Here is an 18,703-nt window from a genome sequence, read left to right on the forward strand (position 1 = left end):
TTAAATTAAAATCCTATTTTCAAACCAATCAGGTACATTCTCGCTCTGGGATAGGACGCAAAGTCAATTCCCGGAGCCATGTTGTTTTGACCAAAGATCCCCACCTCTGGATCAAACCCGGAATAATTAGTGATGGTCAACAGGTTATTGGCCGTAACATATACTTCCACGTTTTGTAAGATCGTAGAGGATTCAAATGGGAACTGGTAGCGCAAGGACACGTTCTTAAGGCGGACAAAAGACGCATCTTCGACGATGGCGCTATGGGGTCGCAGATTGCTCAATTGCATTCCCGCCGGCCATCGGGGATCATTATGCTGGTTTTCTTCTGTCCATCTTTCATCCAGCCATTCTTTCATCTGGTTGTTGTCCATTCTTCCAGACGCGACAAAAAGTCGGTTCACATTCATCATCTGGTTGCCATAAGATCCCTGGAAAAACAGGTTGAGTGAAAACCGCTTGTAGCTGATGTCATTATTCCATCCGAAAATAAACTTTGGGTTTGGATCGCCGATAATGATCCTGTCATCTGGGGTGATAATCCCATCCCCATTGACATCTTCATACTTCCAGTGACCAATACCACGGTCGCCGTTGTGCAGGGGAAACGATGGGTTTCCTTCCTCATCGAAATCCGATGGCTGAATCAGGCCGATGATCTTATAGCCGTAGAAAGTACCGAAGGGCTCACCTTCCCGCATAATATTGCCCGGTGCTGACACAATGTTCTGGGCAAGGTCAGGTCCATAGATATCAGATCCGTCATCCCCAAGATCCAATATCTTTGATTTGTTGAAGCTTATATTGAAGTTAGGACGCCAGAAGACTTCCTTCCCTATCTTTCCGCCAATAGTAATCTCAAGCCCCTTGTTTTCCAGGGATCCGATGTTGGCCCTTGTTGAGGTATATCCCACCGAAGGTGACAGTTGGAAATCCTGCAATAAATCGTCGGTCCGTTTATAGTAAGCATCTACTGTAATTTCCAACCTGCCGTTGAACAGGCCTATGTCCAGGCCCACATCCGCCTGTGTGGTTTTTTCCCATTCCAGGTACGCATTGCCCAATACCGAAGGGACGATTCCTGACTGTATGGTTTCCCCGGTAACATAATTGGCTACTCCCAGTCTGGACAGGGAACCATAGGGAGGTATTGCCTGACTGCCCGTCATACCGTAGCTCGTCCGCAATTTTAAATTGGTCAAAACCGAGGAGGTTTTCATAAAGTCCTCATTTGATATGGCCCAGGCCGCAGCTGCTGATGGGAAAACACCGTATTTATTGCTCTCCGAAAACACACTGGAACCATCCACTCTTCCGGAAAACGTGAGGTAGTATTTATTTTTATAATTATAATTAGCCCGCAGGTAATAGGACTGGAGTTCCCTCTTAACTTTCATGGAAGTCGGTATGCTGGGCAGGAGTCCAAGCTGTAGCGCATCAGCACCCAAATTATCAGTAGGGAAGTCCGACACGCGGTTGTTTACCCGCTGTACCAAATTCTGCTGCCAGGAAAAGCCCCCTGCCACATCAATATGGTGTCCTTTTATTTTTTTGCTGTAATTGGCAAAGACTTCGACCAGATAATCGTTGTATTCAAAGGTATTGACCACTGCAAGTCCATTGTAGAGCTCACCCCGGCTTGTAGTGGATGGCCAGAATATTTCCCTCTTGTTATTTTTACTGTTTGTTCCTGCCCTTAAGTTCAGCCTCAGATCAGGAAGCAGTTTATAAACCGCATGAACGTTCATCAATAAATTTTCATCGCTTGTTTCATTTGTTTGGTCCCTTAATAGGGATAAGGGATTCTGGAATCCTGGATTTTCGGAATCATCTTCGGACAATTCCCCCTGCATTGCGGCAGGATTTGCCTTATATGCACTAAAAATCGCCCCCGGCGTGGTAATCACTCCATTACCTTCATCGGATCTATTGCTCAGTGACTTGGCATAATTAAGACTGGTACGCAAGCTGAGTTTTGGGGTCAACTGATTGTTCAGGTTTATCCTAAAATTCCCCCTACTGAAATCCGTATAATTCATAATCCCCTCATTGGTGGTATAATTTCCGGAGATGAAATACTTGGAAGTTTTACTTCCACCTGAAATCCCCAGTTGATAACGTTGTGAAACACCCGTTCTAAGGATCGATGAAACCCAGTCCGTTGACGGGACATCTTCCGGTAACGGTAAGGTAACGCCGTCATAGCGGGGTTCATTTCCGTTGGCCACCCTGTACTCGTCTTTGAGCCTTGCAAATTCGGGTCCGTTCAGCAGTTCAGGAAAATCCGGAATACGGGATAGCATTACTTCAGATGTAAAGTTTATCCTGGCCTTTCCTTCCTCACCTCTTTTGGTAGTAACCATGATCACGCCGTTAGCGCCACGGGCCCCATATATGGCTGTAGCCGAAGCGTCTTTAAGAACCTCTATGGATTCTATTTCGTCAGGGTTGAGAAATGACAGGGCATTTGCCGGTTGGCCCCTGTTGATGTCCCCGGAGGCCTCTCCGGATTCTGGCATGGGATACCCGTCGAGTACGATAAGGGGTTCATTGTTTCCGGAGATGGAATTGGATCCCCTGATCCTGATGGACGCCCCGCCCCCTGGCTCTGCGGAAGTACTGGTCACCTGGACGCCTGCCGCCCTTCCCTGCAATGCCAAATCCATCGTTAGGGCAGGGGCTTTGTTGATGTCCTCGGCTGAGACCGCCGACACCGATCCCGTCAAATCGGATTTGCGCTGGGTTCCATAACCCACCACGACCACTTCGTCCAGGGATTGGGTGTCCTCGATCAATGTAATGGTCATGTTACGTTGCCCGGCTACGTTTACCTCCTGGGTCTCATACCCTATATAGGAGACAATTAAAATCGCATCGTCTTTTACCCCTGAAAGTGTAAATTTTCCTTCAAGGTCGGTTGCCGTGCCGTTATTGGTTCCTTTGGCCAGAATTGTTACACCGATCAGTGGTTCTCCTTCCTGGTCCACTACGATACCGCTGATGTCTATCGCTTCCTGCGTTTCGCTCCTAAGCCCGGTATCGACCGAAGCAAATACTTCCTTGTATGCGCCTGTTCCTATAATGAGGAGCAAGCACCATAGTACATTTTTAGAAGTAATCATTCTCTTCATAATTTTGGGTGTTATTGTTTGTTATTCTTATTTATCATTGCTGTATACGCTTAAGGTGTCCTTGGAAAAGTCACCCTCCGCAGTACCGTATTGCCCATTGGGACCAATATCACCTCTACATCCTTTCCATCGCTATCCCGGAGCTTTGTTCTGATCTGTAAAACCGGCCTATCGAAAGGAAAAGGGGCTCCGGCCATTTCCTTACTTGCCAGGAATTCAAAAGATGCATTCTCCGGCAATTGGTAATCCCAACCCTTCCGGTCAGTGCAGGTCACATCCCACTGGTAAAATCCACTGGCTTGGTGTTCTTTCAATTTGCGTTTGGTAAACGGAAACGGAAGGGCATAGAGCAGCGGACCCCGATTGATAAAGTATTGCCGGTCGCCGGTGAAATCAACATCAGCAGTCTGTTCGATATCAAAATCGAATCGTACCCCTACGCTATCGCCTGTTTTCCATGTTTTAGTAAAAGAAATTGTCCTATCGGCAGCTTCTATCCTGGCATCCTCCACGCCGCTAATTGCCGCGATATCTGCACCGAACGGTTTGCGGATGGTAAATGTAAAAGAGGTAGGACGTTCCACGGTAAAGACAAAATCGATGTTATCTTCAAAAGGATAAGCAGTTTGCTCTTCAATGGTCACCGATGACTCCCGGATCATGGTGGAATATGACGATGGGCCAAACATGACCGCCGCAACACCATCTCTATCGGTATGATCCATCCACATTCCCTGCACATAGTAGGGCATGAGCCTTCCCGAATTGAGTGCACAGCAGGAAGCCGCATAATGGTTGCTGTCATAGGTATGCCTGCCTAACTTCTTTTTGGGATCAATCCCGATACGGTTGTCCTCGGTCAGGTAGCTTACTGCAGAAAGATCGGCAAAACGCGCCCCTTGAGCAGCGTTGAAAACGGCACGTTCGGTCCGGTCGGCAAGTCGCATATCACCGGATAAGCCAATCATAATGTTAAATGGGTTAACCAGTTCGGTAACACCGCAGTACTCATAGGATTCATTGGCTGTGCCTTTACGCTTCCGCACGTTTTCGTCCGCACGCATGACACCACTAGGCGTGGTCGCGTAATTCAACTTGTACATTGCATTGGCCGCATACTGGTCATAACCGGATGATGGGTACTGTGCCTGCAGCCAGAAAGGGATGAAAAAGCCTTCTGCAACATGCGCACCGTGATCGGCAAAATAACGATTTTTGGTACCGAGCCGCTTTGGCGCAAGGTCTTCTATATTCGTATCTGCCCGGTCAAGATCGCCATACAGTTTTTTTGCAAACTTTGCGTAGGCAAGATCCCCTGTAGTGCGATACAGCCACTCCAATATCTCAAAGTACCCTACACCATGACCAGTGCCACCGTCCGTGCCTGTTGCAAACGGATTTTTATTGCGGTATCTGTTCATGGTGAGTTCGGCAGCTTTCTTCAAATGATCGAGTACACGGTTATCACCTGTAAACTCATAATAAGCGGCAAGAGCGATCATGATCCGGCTTTGTGTCCATAACTCTCCATTAGGCCCGGTAAAATTGTACCGGGTGTGCGGGGTATCACCATCCGCATAAATACCGATGTATCCAGACGGATCGGTATTACTGATGATCTCCTCCACCCAGGCCCGTGCGCTATCGATATACTGTTGGTTACCGGTTAGAAAAGCCATCCGGATGATGGCATCTTTCCAATAACCCTCATGTTCACCACTCCACCATTCCTTCCGGTCATCATACTTCCGGTCATTTAGGCGGTTTTGGGCCACAAATAAATCATATGCCACTGTATTGCTGATTTGATCGAAACTACCGATCAAACCATGCTTCAGGTCACTTTCCATCTGATTTTTGATCCATCCGCTTGGTTGAATTGCTCCGGCTGTGGCTAACCTGTAGCTATATTGCTGGTCAACCGTTCTCAGCCGATGGGCGTCCGTGGAATCTACATCCCTCACCATCGTATCCCCTACTTCATACTGGACCACTTTGGCGGCCGGGCCTGTACAGATCAGAAAAAGATTTCCTATCAGTGCCCCGAAAGCAATGTTTTTCAAAGACATATGTCCTGTCAAAAGTGATATAATGGAAGAGGAATTCATGGAGCTATTTTTAAATTGTCAATATCCACTATCCCTGTTCCACTTGTCATATCCGGCCAGGCCAGCTTTACCTTGTCGATGGTCCCGGTCCATGAACTTTCACCGCTTAGGTCAACTACATAGGTAGAGTAGTTACTGGTGTCCCGGACAATATTGACCTCCTTGCTGTTGGATTCCGAATAGTCATCATACAGGTCATTGGCCCAATACACCTTTAGTTTCTCGGCCGGTGTGTTATTTTTAATCTTGAGATATAATTTAGTATTGGTGTTCGCATCAATCTCCAGCCCTATGTCCAATCCTTTGTGATGCTCATCATCCAGGGCAAATTCAGGGGGGCCATCGTCCAGGGATGCATCCAGTTCGAGCCGTACGAAGGTACCGAGCCGGGTTATTTCAGAAATATCGCTGTGCGAACCCTCAGCTGGAATTCCCGAAGTGCTGCCATTAAACTTCCATTCATGTAGCTCCCCGTCAGCCACTTCCATATTATTGCTAAAGGTAATATTGGGGTTTAAATTAGCCGTACGGAGAAGATAGAAGCTCACCCCCGGCACCCGTGTGTAGGTATTACCGCTTATGATAGTAGGTCCATTGGGATCTCTTAAGGGATCCGATATCCAAATTTCACAGTCTTCAGGATGGTATGCAGATTGATTGTTGTGATGAAAAGTATTGTTCAGGACATAATTCCGCTTGTTATACTTTACGGGCCCATTTTGATTAAGCGTGAAAAAGAACATCATGGCCGGTCCGTCGCAATGGTGCAAATAACAGTTGGAAACGGTACATTCTACGACGTGGCCTTCAAAATCAATTGCTTCTCCATCGGGACCTTCTGGGGCATTCCGATGTACATAACCAATTTCTGTATTCTTGATTTCAAAATCACGAGTCCTTCTTAAAAGAACAGCTGCTGACCCATTTTGGGCTATTCCCGTATAGATATTCACCATCTTACAGTTGTCTATATATCCTCCTTTGGTCCATCGGGGCAACATGGCTGTCTTGACCGTGGATTCCACATCACAATTGGCTATTTTCAGATCCCAGATGGGATAAGTTTCAAAATCGATCTGGGTGAGGTTCTTAAAGTATTCACAGTTTAGAAAAACCTCACTCCCGGTCGATTCACAATCTTCGATCAGGATATCCTTGATGTTATAATCAAATGCAGTGGTCACATCCCGCTGGTAATCCCCGGTGATCCGCACACAAGTCCCTCCACCATTAAAATCTATATTGCGAATACGTACATATTCTCTCCCATTTCTGAATGGATAGATAAGGGATATGCCATTATTATTGTTATCGATTTGAAGATCTTCTATCACATATCCTGAGGAATTGGCAATTAAAATTGCCGATGCTGAGGAATTGTCCTTAATGATGGGTTTAGGGCCGGATCCATAAGCAGTAATGGTAACGGGATTGTCAGGTGTTCCCTGTTTACCTGATAGACTTATGTTTTCTCCGGACCACTGGTCTCCACGTTTTAATAATATGGCATCCCCACCACCGGTAATCATACCGGTTGCTTTGGCCAGGGTCTTAAATGGAGTCGAAGCACTGAGCCCGTCATTGGAATCGGAGCCACCGGTACTTACATAATAGGCAACCGTGCCCTCTGGCAGATTAACACTATCTTCCTCTACCTTTGTTTTCAGGGTGATTTCTTCTGTCCGAAACATTTCCGTTTCCTCACAGCTCCAATGGAAGAGGGCCGTGATAAGCAGAAAAATCATGTAATTAAGTTTAGGGTTCATGGTTAATTGGGTTGTTGTTTAATTATTGGGTTAATTGTTATTATGTTATTTACTACTGATTGCTGACTACTGGTTACTGGACATCCGACACCTCCTCTTTCTCCACATACACATAGTAAGCCCCGACAATATTGTTTCCGTTTTTATCATCAAACCATGTATGCAATGCTACCGGACCTTTTTCCAGGTTGACGGTAAACTGGCTGCCCTGATCAGACGAGCTGACTTTTTTCCTGCGCATAAATTCACCTGCTTCACCTTTCAGGAATATTCTTGCATACGCTATGGGAAAGGATCTTCCCGAATCAACACTGCCCTGTAACGGGGCACCTGTTTCTTTCGGCCACCTTCTGAGTTCGAATGTGTATTTTCCAGCCTCAGCCACATTGAGCAGCCAATAGCTGTTTTTGGTATCTCCCCTGGCCACCTGTAACTGCCTGTCCAGGAAAACATCCATCCACTCACATGCGGTCAGGACCGAAGGGTTCTCTTCAGGCGCCCCTATGATGACCCGTTGCGGCTCGTTTACCACCTCTTTGGCCTCCTGCCAGAACTTATCCAGGTGGGTTTCCATTTTATGCACTACATCCGGATATTGATCGATGACATTGTGCTGCTGAAGGGGATCTTCGACAAGGTTATAAAGTTCACGTTGGTTTAACAGCCGCCAGTCTTTCCACAGCACAGCTGCACCGGATTTTTCTATGATGGAGCTGGCATATGGGGAAGGGTAATTGGAAAACGGCATTCTACTGAAATTGATCCAAAGCACTCTTTCGGGATCAATTTCTTCCTGCCCCTTTATAACCCCGGCCAGGCTAATACCGTCAAAATCACTTTCTTCGTCCTTTTGAATACCGCACAGTTCCAAAAGGGTCGGAAGGATGTCCTGAACCTGGGTAAGACCATCCACATCACGTGGTTCCCCAATGTTACCCGCTGGCCATTTGATGAAGAAAGGCACACGGTGCCCTCCTTCGTATAGCTGGACTTTCTTGCCCCTCATTCCGGCGTTATAGTATTTCGGACCAAACGTACTACCGTTATCGGTAAGGAAAATCAGAATGGTATTCTTATCCAATTTGTTGTCTTTAAGAAATTTCTGAAGATCACCCACATTTTGATCAATGTTTCGGATCATGGCCAGGTATCGGATAAGTTTTTCCTTGGTGCTTTCTTCCATTCCCGCAAATTCGGAGTCATTGATTATCCGCTCCATTTCTTCGATATCCCCGGGCTTGGCATAGAAAGGTTGGTGCGGTGTGTTGGTGGGCAGGTAAACGAAGAAAGGTTTTTCATTTTCAGCCGCTTTTTTCATAAAACCTTTGGCCTGGTCAAAGAAAACATCCGTACAGTACCCTTCAAACGTTTCTCTTTTTCCATTGCGGATGTAAACATCATCGAAATAATCATTGCCCCAATAATCGGGCACAGAACCGATGTGTGAAGACGGAAACCACAAGGATTCTTCAAATCCCCTGTCTTCCGGCCGGTAGGGATAGTTATCTCCAAGGTGCCACTTACCGAATATTCCTGTGTTGTAATTGCTGTCCTTAAAGTAATCGGCCATGGTCCTGAGATCTTTCCTCAACAGTGTTCTTCCGCTGCTTACATTGGTCGCACCGTTTTTTACCGCGTCAATACCGGTGATCAGCTGACCTCTTGTCGGCGTACACATGGGTGCTACATGAAAATCGGTCAACCTGATGCTCTCCTGATGCAGTTTATCCAGCTCCGGGGTTTTTAGCACAGGATTGCCATGAACAGACAATTCACCGTATCCCTGATCATCGGTCATGATGATGATCACATTCGGCCGTTGACTGGTCTGGGCAAAACAGACTTCCTGTTGATTAAGCAAAAGCAGGCTTGTCACGATTAAAGAAAGTATGCTGTATCTCATGGTTTGAGTTAATGGTTATGCCGTAGGCATCCCTACGGGTGGTTATTAGTTACTGGTTACTTACTTTCGGCTATTTGCTATTCTTCACTTCCAATTCTTCCTTGATCATCCAAGCTTTCAAGAACCTCCTGAGTATATGATCAGTCCCAGACCGATAATAAAGCTGCAAAACATCGCAGCAATCAGTCCGTTCACCGGTTTTGGACTGTTACTAAATTCTTTCCAAATCAACACTCCCCAAAGCGCTGCCACCAACGTAGCCCCCTGTCCCAGGCCATAAGAAATAGCCGGTCCTGCCTTACCTGCGGCAATCAGGTTAAACACATTCCCCAAGGCCCAGATGCATCCGCCAAGAAGACCGATACTGTGCCAGCTGATTTTTCCTTTAAAATATTTACTATAAGGGATAGGGGGGCCTTCCAAAGGCCTTTTGAGTAAAATGCTGTTAAAAACCAGATTGCTGAGCAAAATCCCCACCGAGAAAATGACCACAGCAGAATAGGGTGTCATCATACCTGCTGTCGGCGCTTTAAAGTTTTCCAAGTCCATGCTGGAGGCCACAAATCGGTAAAACAGGGACATCAAAACACCTGCTACCACCGATACGATGATCCATTTTGACCCGGAGCTTTGTTGCGCCGGCCTGGATTTTCGATAGGCCGCTGCATTGAGTACGATCGCCAGTGTGACAAAAAGCACTCCCAGGAACAGACTGACCGGATCTCCTTTTTCGACCAGAAAGTAATTCCACATCACCCCCAGTACCAGCGCTATTCCGATGCCTATGGGGAAGGCTACGGCCATTCCGGCCCCGGCTATGGCAGCGGTCAGCAGTATATTGGCCAGGTTAAACACCACTCCGCCTATAAGGGCACTGAGCATATTAGCGGTCTCTGCCTGTTGGATATCTTCTATAAAGGGCCTTCCATCAGCACCTAAGCTACCCAGGGTCAAGGCTGAAGCCAGGGAAAAAAGAAAAATACCGATCACGTAATCCCAATAAAACAGTTCAAACCTCCAGGTCTTTTGAATCAGTTTTTGTGTATTGGCCCAAGACCCCCAACACAACATGGTGATGAAACAAAAAACAATGGCCGTAACGTAACTCTCAACAATGAACATAATATACAATGGTTATGGGTTATGGATTAAGCTATTTTGGGAAAGGAAAGCCTCTACTTGGGTCCTGTTCGGGATAGAGGGCTGGGCTCCCATCTTCTGGACCGATATGGCAGCGGCTGCCATTGAATATTTCAATGCATCCTTCCATGCCATATTACGGCCCAGTGCTGCCACCAACGCCCCGCAAAACGTGTCCCCTGCCGCTGTAGAATCCACAGAGTCTACCTCATAAGCCGGCAAATGAGCTATTCCCGTTGAGTCGGTTGCATAGAGTAGGCCCTTTTTGCCCAAGGTGAGCACTACCTGATCAGCTCCATTTGCCATCAAATGCTGAACTGCCTTTTCCGGGTAGTTTTTAACTTTTATGCCACTGATGGCCTCTGCTTCGGTTTCGTTGACAATTAAAATATCCACTAACGCCAACAGTTCCTGCGGTATTGTCATCGCAGGGGCAGCGTTCAAGACTACTTTCTTATGGCTTTTCTTCGCCCGCCTGCTGATCTCCAGATTGGTCAACACGGGTATTTCCAACTGCAGGAGTATGATATCTGATTTTTCAATAGCCATATCCAGGTCCATCATTTTTTCGGGAAGCAAGTCTTCATTCGCGCCTCCTATGATAACAATGTTGTTCTCTCCATGCCGATCCACGGTAATCAGCGCGACACCGGTGGGCTTGTCGGTGGAAACCAGCATGCAAGAAACATCAAGCCCTTCGGACTGGTAGTTTTGCTTAATCGCGGTCCCGTTTTCATCTTTTCCAATGCAGGAAATAAACAACACCTCCGCACCGGCTCTTTTGGCAGCTATGGCCTGGTTCCCCCCCTTTCCTCCCATCATCTGTAAAAATGATTTGCCCATTACTGATTCTCCCGGCCGCGGAAAATCGTTGACAGTTACGATGAGGTCCCTGTTGGAACTTCCAACTACTAATACTTTTTTCATATTCTTTATCTATAAATACCCGATATTGAACCGTCGAATGCTGAAGGACTGTAAAGGATAAAGGACGGGTCATGGGATGTTAAAACTTCGTCTTTGTACAGTCAGTATCCGTCCTTCATTATTCTTTTATCTATTTTTGGTTATTGACTTACGCTCTTAATTTGATCCATCATGGTGGAGTCCCAGCAGACCATGCAATGCCAATCACTCTTCCTTCGGCCTATGCATCATCAGGGCTTCTATTTCCTTTGTCAGAGCTTCAGTCCCCATCTTTTTAACCAAGCGGATATGCGGTCCTTCAGGATCATCTTTCCAGCTGCTCAAGCCATCTGCTGTGGCCGTAAACTTTCCACGCCGGGTGGAAAAATAAGGATCGAAGCCCCTTCCTGCAGCCAATACAGCGGTTTGGTCCCAGCTAGGTCTGCCCTTTCTATCAATGGGGCGGGATGAAATGCCTATCCTGTACGGAATGGTGATGGGAGTCCGTTCTCCTGACTTGACCAACTCCAATCCTGTAACAATATCATTTCCGATTTCAAACCCACTGAAGACTACCGGGGTCGGCCAGTTGCTTATAGCATAATGGGATGCTGCTGAGTCCTTTCGCACATTCGCTTCCCGCCCATCTTCAAAATCTCCCGCCATGGCCACCCATGTCTTCACCTTCTTCCTGATCAATTCCTTCCCTGCAAGACTTGATATCGAATCCGGTGGAGATTGCAGCAGATTTTTCATATTGGTCAGATAACCAACCGTAATGATCGTGACCGATGTGTCCGGCTGACTATTGAGCACCGAACGGTAAACCTGTACCGCCCCGGGAACATCGTCATTGCTTTGGATCGTGTGGGGAAAATTAGCCATCAAGGTATCGGGCCAATGTATATTTCTGGAATCGCGGGTTGTTCCTGATATCTTTGGTGCGCCTATAGGTAAATCAGGCCTGCCAAAATAAGTATTGATGACCTCGATGGTCGGTGCTACCAGCGGGCTTTGATTGGACGCAACCGTGGCAAGGATTCGGATTTCTCCTTTGTCAGCGAGTGCGTGCAGCACCGCCATGGCTCCCACATCGTCATAGTCACCGCTGATATCGGTATCCAAAATGACCGGTATGGGTTCTGTGATCTTATCAATGCTTGATTGCTGCTTTACATCAGTTGTCTTTGATTGGCAGGAATAGCTTAACCAACAAATGGCTCCCAACCACAAAAGCGGCAACGTGAGCGAAAAATATTTTTGTATCTTCTTCAGACCGACACCTTTGGTATGATTTGCGCAAAAAAGGACAAACCCCATAACGCAAACGGAATATTTGTGCACTAATAGGTCATAATTTCTTTTCATAAAATCGGTTATTCAGGGTTAATAATAGGCTAAAAACCTATCATTACGGGTGTATTTTAATTGATATAGCGCATTTATTACTACACATCAGCTAATGTAAACTAAATTCTTTAATAGAACAAACGTTTGTTCAAAAAAATATTATGAATTCCCCACCATAAAAGATACATAGTAGTAGCTTTTAAAACATATCCATCTACTTATTATGAAAAAATCAGCTATTATTGTTCTTTTCAAAATTTATTCATCAACATATTTGTGCAAAGTTTGTGCATTTAATAAAGAGGGTTTGTATATTTGATTTTGTTTAAACCACTGTAATGAAAAAAACAAGCATCACAGACATTGCAAAAGCAACCGACCTTTCCATCACAACGGTATCTAGGGTATTGAACGGAAAGGCAAAAGCATATCGTATTGGTGAAAAATCACAAAAGCTGGTGTTAGAAGCAGCAAAAAAACTCAATTACAGTCCCAATCATGCAGCTGCTAATTTGCGATCAGGCAAGAGCCATACCATTGCGCTGCTTATTCCCACACTGGCCAACCCCTTTTTTGCCAGCCTGGCAAGCAAAATCAACAATGATATCAGAAAAGAAGGCTATACCACTATTTTAAGTGAAAGCGGAGAGAACTTGGAACGTGAAAAAGAAATCCTCAAGAACCTCCTCTCAAGAAATATCGAAGGCTTGATCATGGTCCCCTGTGGACAGGAGTTTGAGCATATCATAGCATTGAAAAACAAAGACTTGCCTATTGTTTGTATGGACAGGTACATCGATGAGCTGGATTTGCCCTACGTATCCACCGACAATTATTACGGAGCCTATGAAGCCACCAATTTACTGATAAATTCCGGACACAAGAACATCCTTGGAATCCAGGGTGAGCTGTATTCGGTACCTAACCAGCAAAGGGCCCAAGGATTTGCCGCTGCACTAAAAGATGCCGGTATTGACGAGATAAATTTAAAGGGCGATAGTTTTAGCGTTCAGAACGGCTATCTGGAGACAAAATTGGCCCTTCAAAATACAAGTACTCCTTCGGCGATCTTTGCATTTAGCAATACTATTGCTCTTGGCTGCTTAAAAGCCCTTAAAGAAGATAACCTAAAAATCCCAGAGGATGTGTCGCTTATATCCTTTGATGATCACCCTTTTTTAGATTTTCTGGCCACACCAATAACCAGCGTAGCCCAGCCGGAGAGCGATATCGCAAGGTTGTCCACTCGTTTCCTTTTTGCCCTGATCAACAAAACCCCACTTGAATCGCAGAAAATGCTGCTCAAGCCCCAAATAAAAATCAGAGAGTCTATTAAAAAATTATAACCATTATTTCATAAAATACTCAGAACCTAAAGATCAGGCCAAAAAAGACAAAATGGTTTTATAGAGCTCAGAGGTTACCTACATATAATTTCGATTGATCCGTCTTAACGTCCCCAACTATCCTCTTTTTGAGGTCATTGGACACCGTTGGCTCTACCTATGGGCTGCTTAGTCAGTAGCTGAATTTTAAAGCATTAGCCTATCTACGCCGCCGCGCACAAGTGTTGCAACCTGAAATTGCTTCAACATCAGCTGCTATGCGTTAGTTTTTAGCTCTACCTGACATTCTTCAGCCTGTCCTCCCGAAATCCCTTGGGACAGGCTGAAGAATTTCGGGAGGACAGGCTATTACGATTCCTAATACATCATCCCCGGGCTCAAGTCCTGTTCCACACGCTCCTTTCTCTTCCAGGAGTAGATCACTCTTATCCAATACTTTACCTGATAAATCATGGTGTGCACCCCATTAAACAACATGGATCACTGGCCCATATTGAGGTTTGAACAGTTATTAATTAAAATCACCAATAAGCTATTAACAACTTCTATCATGATATCCATGCAACCTAACTTATGTCACCTATTACTGTCCCTTGTACTCTTGTCCGTCTCCTGTTCCAAACCAAAGGAAGTTGCATCCCTGACTGCAAAGGCGTTGATCTCGGAAAAAGTCACTGAGCTATATGCTACCGGAACGGCCGAAACCCACAACGAACTAACCTATGAGGGGGCGATGGACATGTTTACAGTTTCCGAAAAGAAAATTCTCGCGACCAGGCACTGGTCCTTTGAGGTCAATGTACCGGTAACCGTTTCGGTCATGAGGAGCAAAAAACAAAGACACCTCCCCTTTTGGCTGGAAGAAAATGGATTTGAAAAAACCTCCATGGAGGTGAGTAACGAAATGACCGATTATGAGGTGTGGCAAAAGCAATTTGACCGTGGATCTGTCGGGCTGGGCATCAATGGCCTGGAAAATTACAAGTACCATTATTTTGTTTGTGTCACCCCTCAATTCCCGAACGAAACATTACAGATCAGCAATATATATCCAGAAAACCAGTTCATTGGCACCATGGACAATGGAGCCTTTACCTATCATGACTGGGATGAACTGGTGCTCTTTGATGTCCCTGAAAAACTAAAAGGCCAGCAGCTACTGACCACCGTCCGGGGCCGTGGTACTGAATCCCATCTCGTCGATGCTTTCCGTATCACTAAATTCCCCTCTTCACAAAAAGCAGATCAGGTCATGTTGACCTGGAGTGATGACCCTGCCACCTCAGTGGACATCCAGTGGAGAACGGCCACCTCCGTGCAACAGGGTAGCGTGTTCTATCGACCAATTGGTAGTCCGGACTCCCTAAAGGTACCTGCTCAGAAATCACAAATGGAGGACCTTAGATTGGCCAACGACCGCCATACCCATCGCTTTACGGCAAAGATCAGGGACCTGAACCCTGGAACAACCTATGAATACAAGCTGAACACCCAAGCGCAATGGCCGGAAGAACAGCATTTCGGCACCCCTTCGGACGACGATAGCTTTTCTTTCATTTGGTATGGGGATGCCCACTATTCGCCAGACTGGGGCACTATTGCCAACCAGGCCTTTCGCAGCCATCCCGATGCCGCATTCCATGCAGTGGCAGGTGACCTGGTAAGCGACGGACTGCACAGGGACCAATGGGATGAGCTCTTTGCCTACTCCGAAAGGATTATTTCCCAAAAACCTTTTATGAATGTCCTTGGAAACCATGACAACCGTATGGGCCTGGGAGCACACATGTACCGGGACCTTTTCAGCTATCCTGACAATGGCCCCAGTAACATCCCGCAAGAACATACCTATTCCTTCGATTATAAGAATGCTCTATTCCTGATGATCGATGCTACGTCCAGGGATGAACTGCAGACCGAATGGATCGAACAACAACTCAAATCATCAAATGCTACCTGGAAGTTTGCCATGTTCCATTTCCCTCCCTACAATTGGGAAGAACCGTATACCAATATCCAAAAGGAGTGGATTCCTCTGTTTGACAAATACCATGTGGACATGGTATTTTCCGGTCACATCCATTATTACATGCGTTCAAATCCCATGTACGACGGAAAAGTTGTGGACCACCATAGCCAAGGCACTTCTTATATTATTTCCATTGGCATCCCCAGCGGCCCCAAGGAAATCGGAGAAGAAGATTACGCGGCGACCAGAAAATCGGAAGGCCAATTTTACCAGGTCATAAAAATCGATGGCAAGACCCTGACCTATTCTGCCATTGACGCTGAGGAAAATGTGATCGATGAAGTTACCCTATCGAAATAACGGTGCAGAAAGTCTATCTTTCTTCAATTCAGTAAAAGCATAAAAAAAGACCACCTCTATCAGGTAGTCTTTCCCTTAATGGTCACAGTGCACCAGCTTTCTTTGCCCTATCCACTGACTAAGAAGGATGGAAATAACACCTCCAGTTATGGAGCAGAAACCGTTTAGTCCTTATTCTTTCAATACCAAAGTAGCCTTAACCGGTAAATGGTCCGATGCATAGGGCTCCTGGATGACCTGATGGAGGCCCACATTAAAATCGTCCTTACCCTTATACATGATAAAGTCAATGACCTTTCTTGGATTATCGGCAGGAGACGTAGGGGCACAATCATTTCTGCAGGTTCGGGAAAAATACCCGTCCAAGTGTAGAATTGGGCCACTGTTCGGCACAGAATTAAAATCCCCCACCATAATGGCTGGCAATGTTTTATCCTGGAAATAACTGATGATTTTCTTTGCCTGGGAAAGCGCATTGGAAGCGCTGGTATAGTCCAGATGAGTATTGGCAAACCTAATTTTGGTGTCCTCATCCAAGGTAACGGTGGCCACCGACAGGGTGCGTTGTTCTGTTCCCTCTTCTGCAGGCAGCAGCAAGGTAGTGGTATCGGACAAGGGATATTTGGAAAGGATGGCCGTACCATACTCCCCTCCCTGGTAATCAATGCCCTTGGAGAAATAGTAATAATCCATTCCGGTCATTTCTGCCAGTTCCTTGGCCATATGAAGGGACTTTCCCGATCGCTCGGTGTAGACATCCACTTCCTGAAGGCCCACGATCTCCGCTCCACTGTCCCGAATGACCCTGGCCACTGACTCCAGGTCGATCACCCCAGGCCGGGAAGGGGGATTGCAATGGTGGATATTATAGCAAAGTATCTCAATGGAACGACCTTGGCCGGCTGGTTTTTCCGTCACGGGATCAGGGGCCGGGGAAAATGTTTCGGTGGAAGCACATGCGGAAAATCCGATCAGGGCTATCCAACAGAAATAAAGTGTTTTCATGGTTAAACGGGGTTAGATAAAGCGTCCGGCCATGATGACCACGGCCGGACGCAGGCTATTACCAATTGGGATTTTGATCCAGGTTAGGGTTGAGATCACGCTGCTTCAAGGGCACGGGCCAGAGATAGTGCTTATCCTGCTGGAAGGTATTACCGGTCAGAAAGACAATATAGCCTTCCTCATCGGCAGGAACGCTCTCCACATCCTGTTGCCGGAGGATAAACTCCTTTTTCATGCCCTTGACATCCTGTGCCAGCAGGTCACCTCTTTTCCATCGTAGGATATCGAAATACCGCTGGCCTTCCAGCACCAGTTCCACTCTTCGCTCCCTGCGTATTTCTTCCCTGAGGTCCATGCCCCAGGCACTTAGTTCATTGATGTCCATGGGATGCATGCCCACACGCTCTCGCAGCAGGTTAATGGTCATATCAAGGTCTGCCTGCGTAAGCGTACCCTGTTCAAGCCTCGCCTCGGCATAGTTGAGCAGGACTTCAGCATAACGCATGATAATGATGTCGTTTTCATCCCGGTTATAGGTAGGCACGGCATCCAGGTCACAGTACTTGGAGAAATAATACCCGGTAGCCGTTACGGATCCCTGCCGGTTTTGGTTAAATTTCGGAGCGGTATAGGTAGAATTGTCCGTATTGGCTTCATTTCCATCTTCACGGCCTCCCCATGGGCTGCCGGGACTGAGAATGGTCATTTTCATCCTGGGATCCCTGTCCTCGAAAAGGGCCGCGTAAGAAGATTCATCGTAAAGCGGCGAATCGTCAATCGGCCGTCCATCTGCACAGAGGTAGGCATCCACCAGGGACTTGGTAGGATTCCAACGTGCAGATTGGTCAGGCACCTGAATTTCACGGCTCAGGTTGTGCATGCTCACGTCGGTGGTATGGATCCGGGACAGCATGGTCTCTTTGTTCCCAGGATTTTTAGAGGCATCCGCTTCTGAGGTAAACAGCTCGTAATAATCCGGATATAGGGCATAGTGACCGAGATCCATGACCAATTTGGCTGCCTGTTCAGCCACCTCATATTGCCCGTAAAAGAGTGCAACTCGGGATTTCCATCCCAAGGCCGCCCCCTTGGTAATCCTACCAAAATCTGAATTGGGGTAGGAAACGGGAAGGTCATCTGCCAACGCGGTCAATTCATCCAGTATCCATGCCACAATTTCATCCCTGTCATCCCTGGGACCATAGAGCTCAGGATCCCCCACATTAAGTGCCTTGGTTACGTGCGGGACATCGCCGTACAAAAAAGTCAGGTAACTGTACAGGTAAGCGCGGACAAACCGTACTTCTGCAGCATACCTGCTTTTTAGTGCCTCATCAGACATCTCGGCCTTTTGGTAATTTTCCAAAAAGTGGTTGCACCGCCGGATGCCCTCGTAGGCATTGACCCACTCGGTATTGAGTGTCCCCAGATCATTATTGTAATTTCCACTGGAAATAAGCCGGTAGGACGTAGAGGTCGGCCAGACGGTATTGTCGCCGAGGTTTTCCATATCCACGGTATTTTTGGCCTTCAGGTAGGCATAAGCCCCGTTTACGGCCAACAGCAATTGCTCGGAGTTCTGCCAGAAGTTCACATCAGAAATGGCATCCAGCGGCTCCCTGTCCAAAAATGCATCATTACAGCTCGGCAGGAAAAGCACCAAGGATAGCAGCGAGAAGATATATCGTAAGTTTTTCATTTTCGTTAGCATCATGTTGA

The 18,703-nt window shown here is 46.6% G+C and carries 11 protein-coding genes; 2 read left to right on the top strand and 9 right to left on the bottom strand.

What is annotated here, in order from left to right; genetic code table 11:
• Window positions 1-5: 5 nt before the first annotated feature.
• The 7 genes from FKX85_RS20625 to FKX85_RS20655 all read right to left on the bottom strand — a co-directional run bounded on the left by FKX85_RS20625 (window position 6) and on the right by FKX85_RS20655 (window position 12,322).
• Window positions 6-3,131 (bottom strand): SusC/RagA family TonB-linked outer membrane protein, encoded by a 3,126-nt coding sequence (locus FKX85_RS20625; RefSeq protein ID WP_141616516.1) that lies wholly within the window; start codon window positions 3,129-3,131, stop codon window positions 6-8.
• 50 nt (window positions 3,132-3,181) lie between these two features.
• Window positions 3,182-5,239 (bottom strand): beta-L-arabinofuranosidase domain-containing protein, encoded by a 2,058-nt coding sequence (locus FKX85_RS20630; protein WP_141616517.1) that lies wholly within the window; start codon window positions 5,237-5,239, stop codon window positions 3,182-3,184.
• The gene (locus tag FKX85_RS20635; protein ID WP_168196314.1) at window positions 5,236-6,984 is read right to left on the bottom strand and encodes a right-handed parallel beta-helix repeat-containing protein; all 1,749 of its coding nucleotides are present in this window, start codon (window positions 6,982-6,984) and stop codon (window positions 5,236-5,238) included. Before FKX85_RS20635 ends, FKX85_RS20630 begins: the two co-directional genes overlap by 4 nt.
• 94 nt (window positions 6,985-7,078) lie before the next feature.
• Entirely contained in the window at window positions 7,079-8,908 is a 1,830-nt protein-coding gene (locus FKX85_RS20640) for an arylsulfatase (RefSeq protein ID WP_141616519.1), read from the bottom strand.
• 117 nt (window positions 8,909-9,025) lie between these two features.
• Window positions 9,026-10,030, bottom strand: a complete 1,005-nt coding sequence (locus FKX85_RS20645) for a GRP family sugar transporter (protein ID WP_141616520.1) — start codon at window positions 10,028-10,030, stop codon at window positions 9,026-9,028.
• A 12-nt stretch (window positions 10,031-10,042) separates the two neighbouring features.
• Window positions 10,043-10,975 (bottom strand): ribokinase, encoded by a 933-nt coding sequence (gene rbsK, locus FKX85_RS20650; protein WP_141616521.1) that lies wholly within the window; start codon window positions 10,973-10,975, stop codon window positions 10,043-10,045.
• Window positions 10,976-11,179: 204 nt separating this feature from the next.
• Window positions 11,180-12,322: a nucleoside hydrolase gene (locus FKX85_RS20655; protein ID WP_141616522.1), complete on the bottom strand. Its 1,143-nt coding sequence runs from the start codon at window positions 12,320-12,322 to the stop codon at window positions 11,180-11,182.
• 320 nt (window positions 12,323-12,642) lie between these two features.
• Between FKX85_RS20655 and FKX85_RS20660 the strand changes: the two genes are divergently transcribed.
• Complete coding sequence (locus FKX85_RS20660) at window positions 12,643-13,650, top strand: LacI family DNA-binding transcriptional regulator (protein WP_141616523.1); 1,008 nt, start codon at window positions 12,643-12,645, stop codon at window positions 13,648-13,650.
• Between the two features lie 550 nt (window positions 13,651-14,200).
• Window positions 14,201-15,979: a purple acid phosphatase family protein gene (locus FKX85_RS20665; RefSeq protein WP_141616524.1), complete on the top strand. Its 1,779-nt coding sequence runs from the start codon at window positions 14,201-14,203 to the stop codon at window positions 15,977-15,979.
• A gap of 171 nt (window positions 15,980-16,150) precedes the next feature.
• Here FKX85_RS20665 and FKX85_RS20670 read toward each other — a convergent pair whose 3' ends face one another.
• A complete protein-coding gene (locus FKX85_RS20670; protein ID WP_141616525.1) occupies window positions 16,151-16,984 on the bottom strand; it encodes an endonuclease/exonuclease/phosphatase family protein in 834 nt (277 codons plus the stop codon).
• Between the two features lie 58 nt (window positions 16,985-17,042).
• On the bottom strand, window positions 17,043-18,698 hold the full coding sequence (locus FKX85_RS20675) for a RagB/SusD family nutrient uptake outer membrane protein (RefSeq protein WP_210416886.1): 1,656 nt from the start codon (window positions 18,696-18,698) through the stop codon (window positions 17,043-17,045).
• Between the last annotated feature and the right edge of the window lie 5 nt (window positions 18,699-18,703).

This window comes from Echinicola soli (assembly GCF_006575665.1).
Taxonomy (GTDB): domain Bacteria; phylum Bacteroidota; class Bacteroidia; order Cytophagales; family Cyclobacteriaceae; genus Echinicola; species Echinicola soli.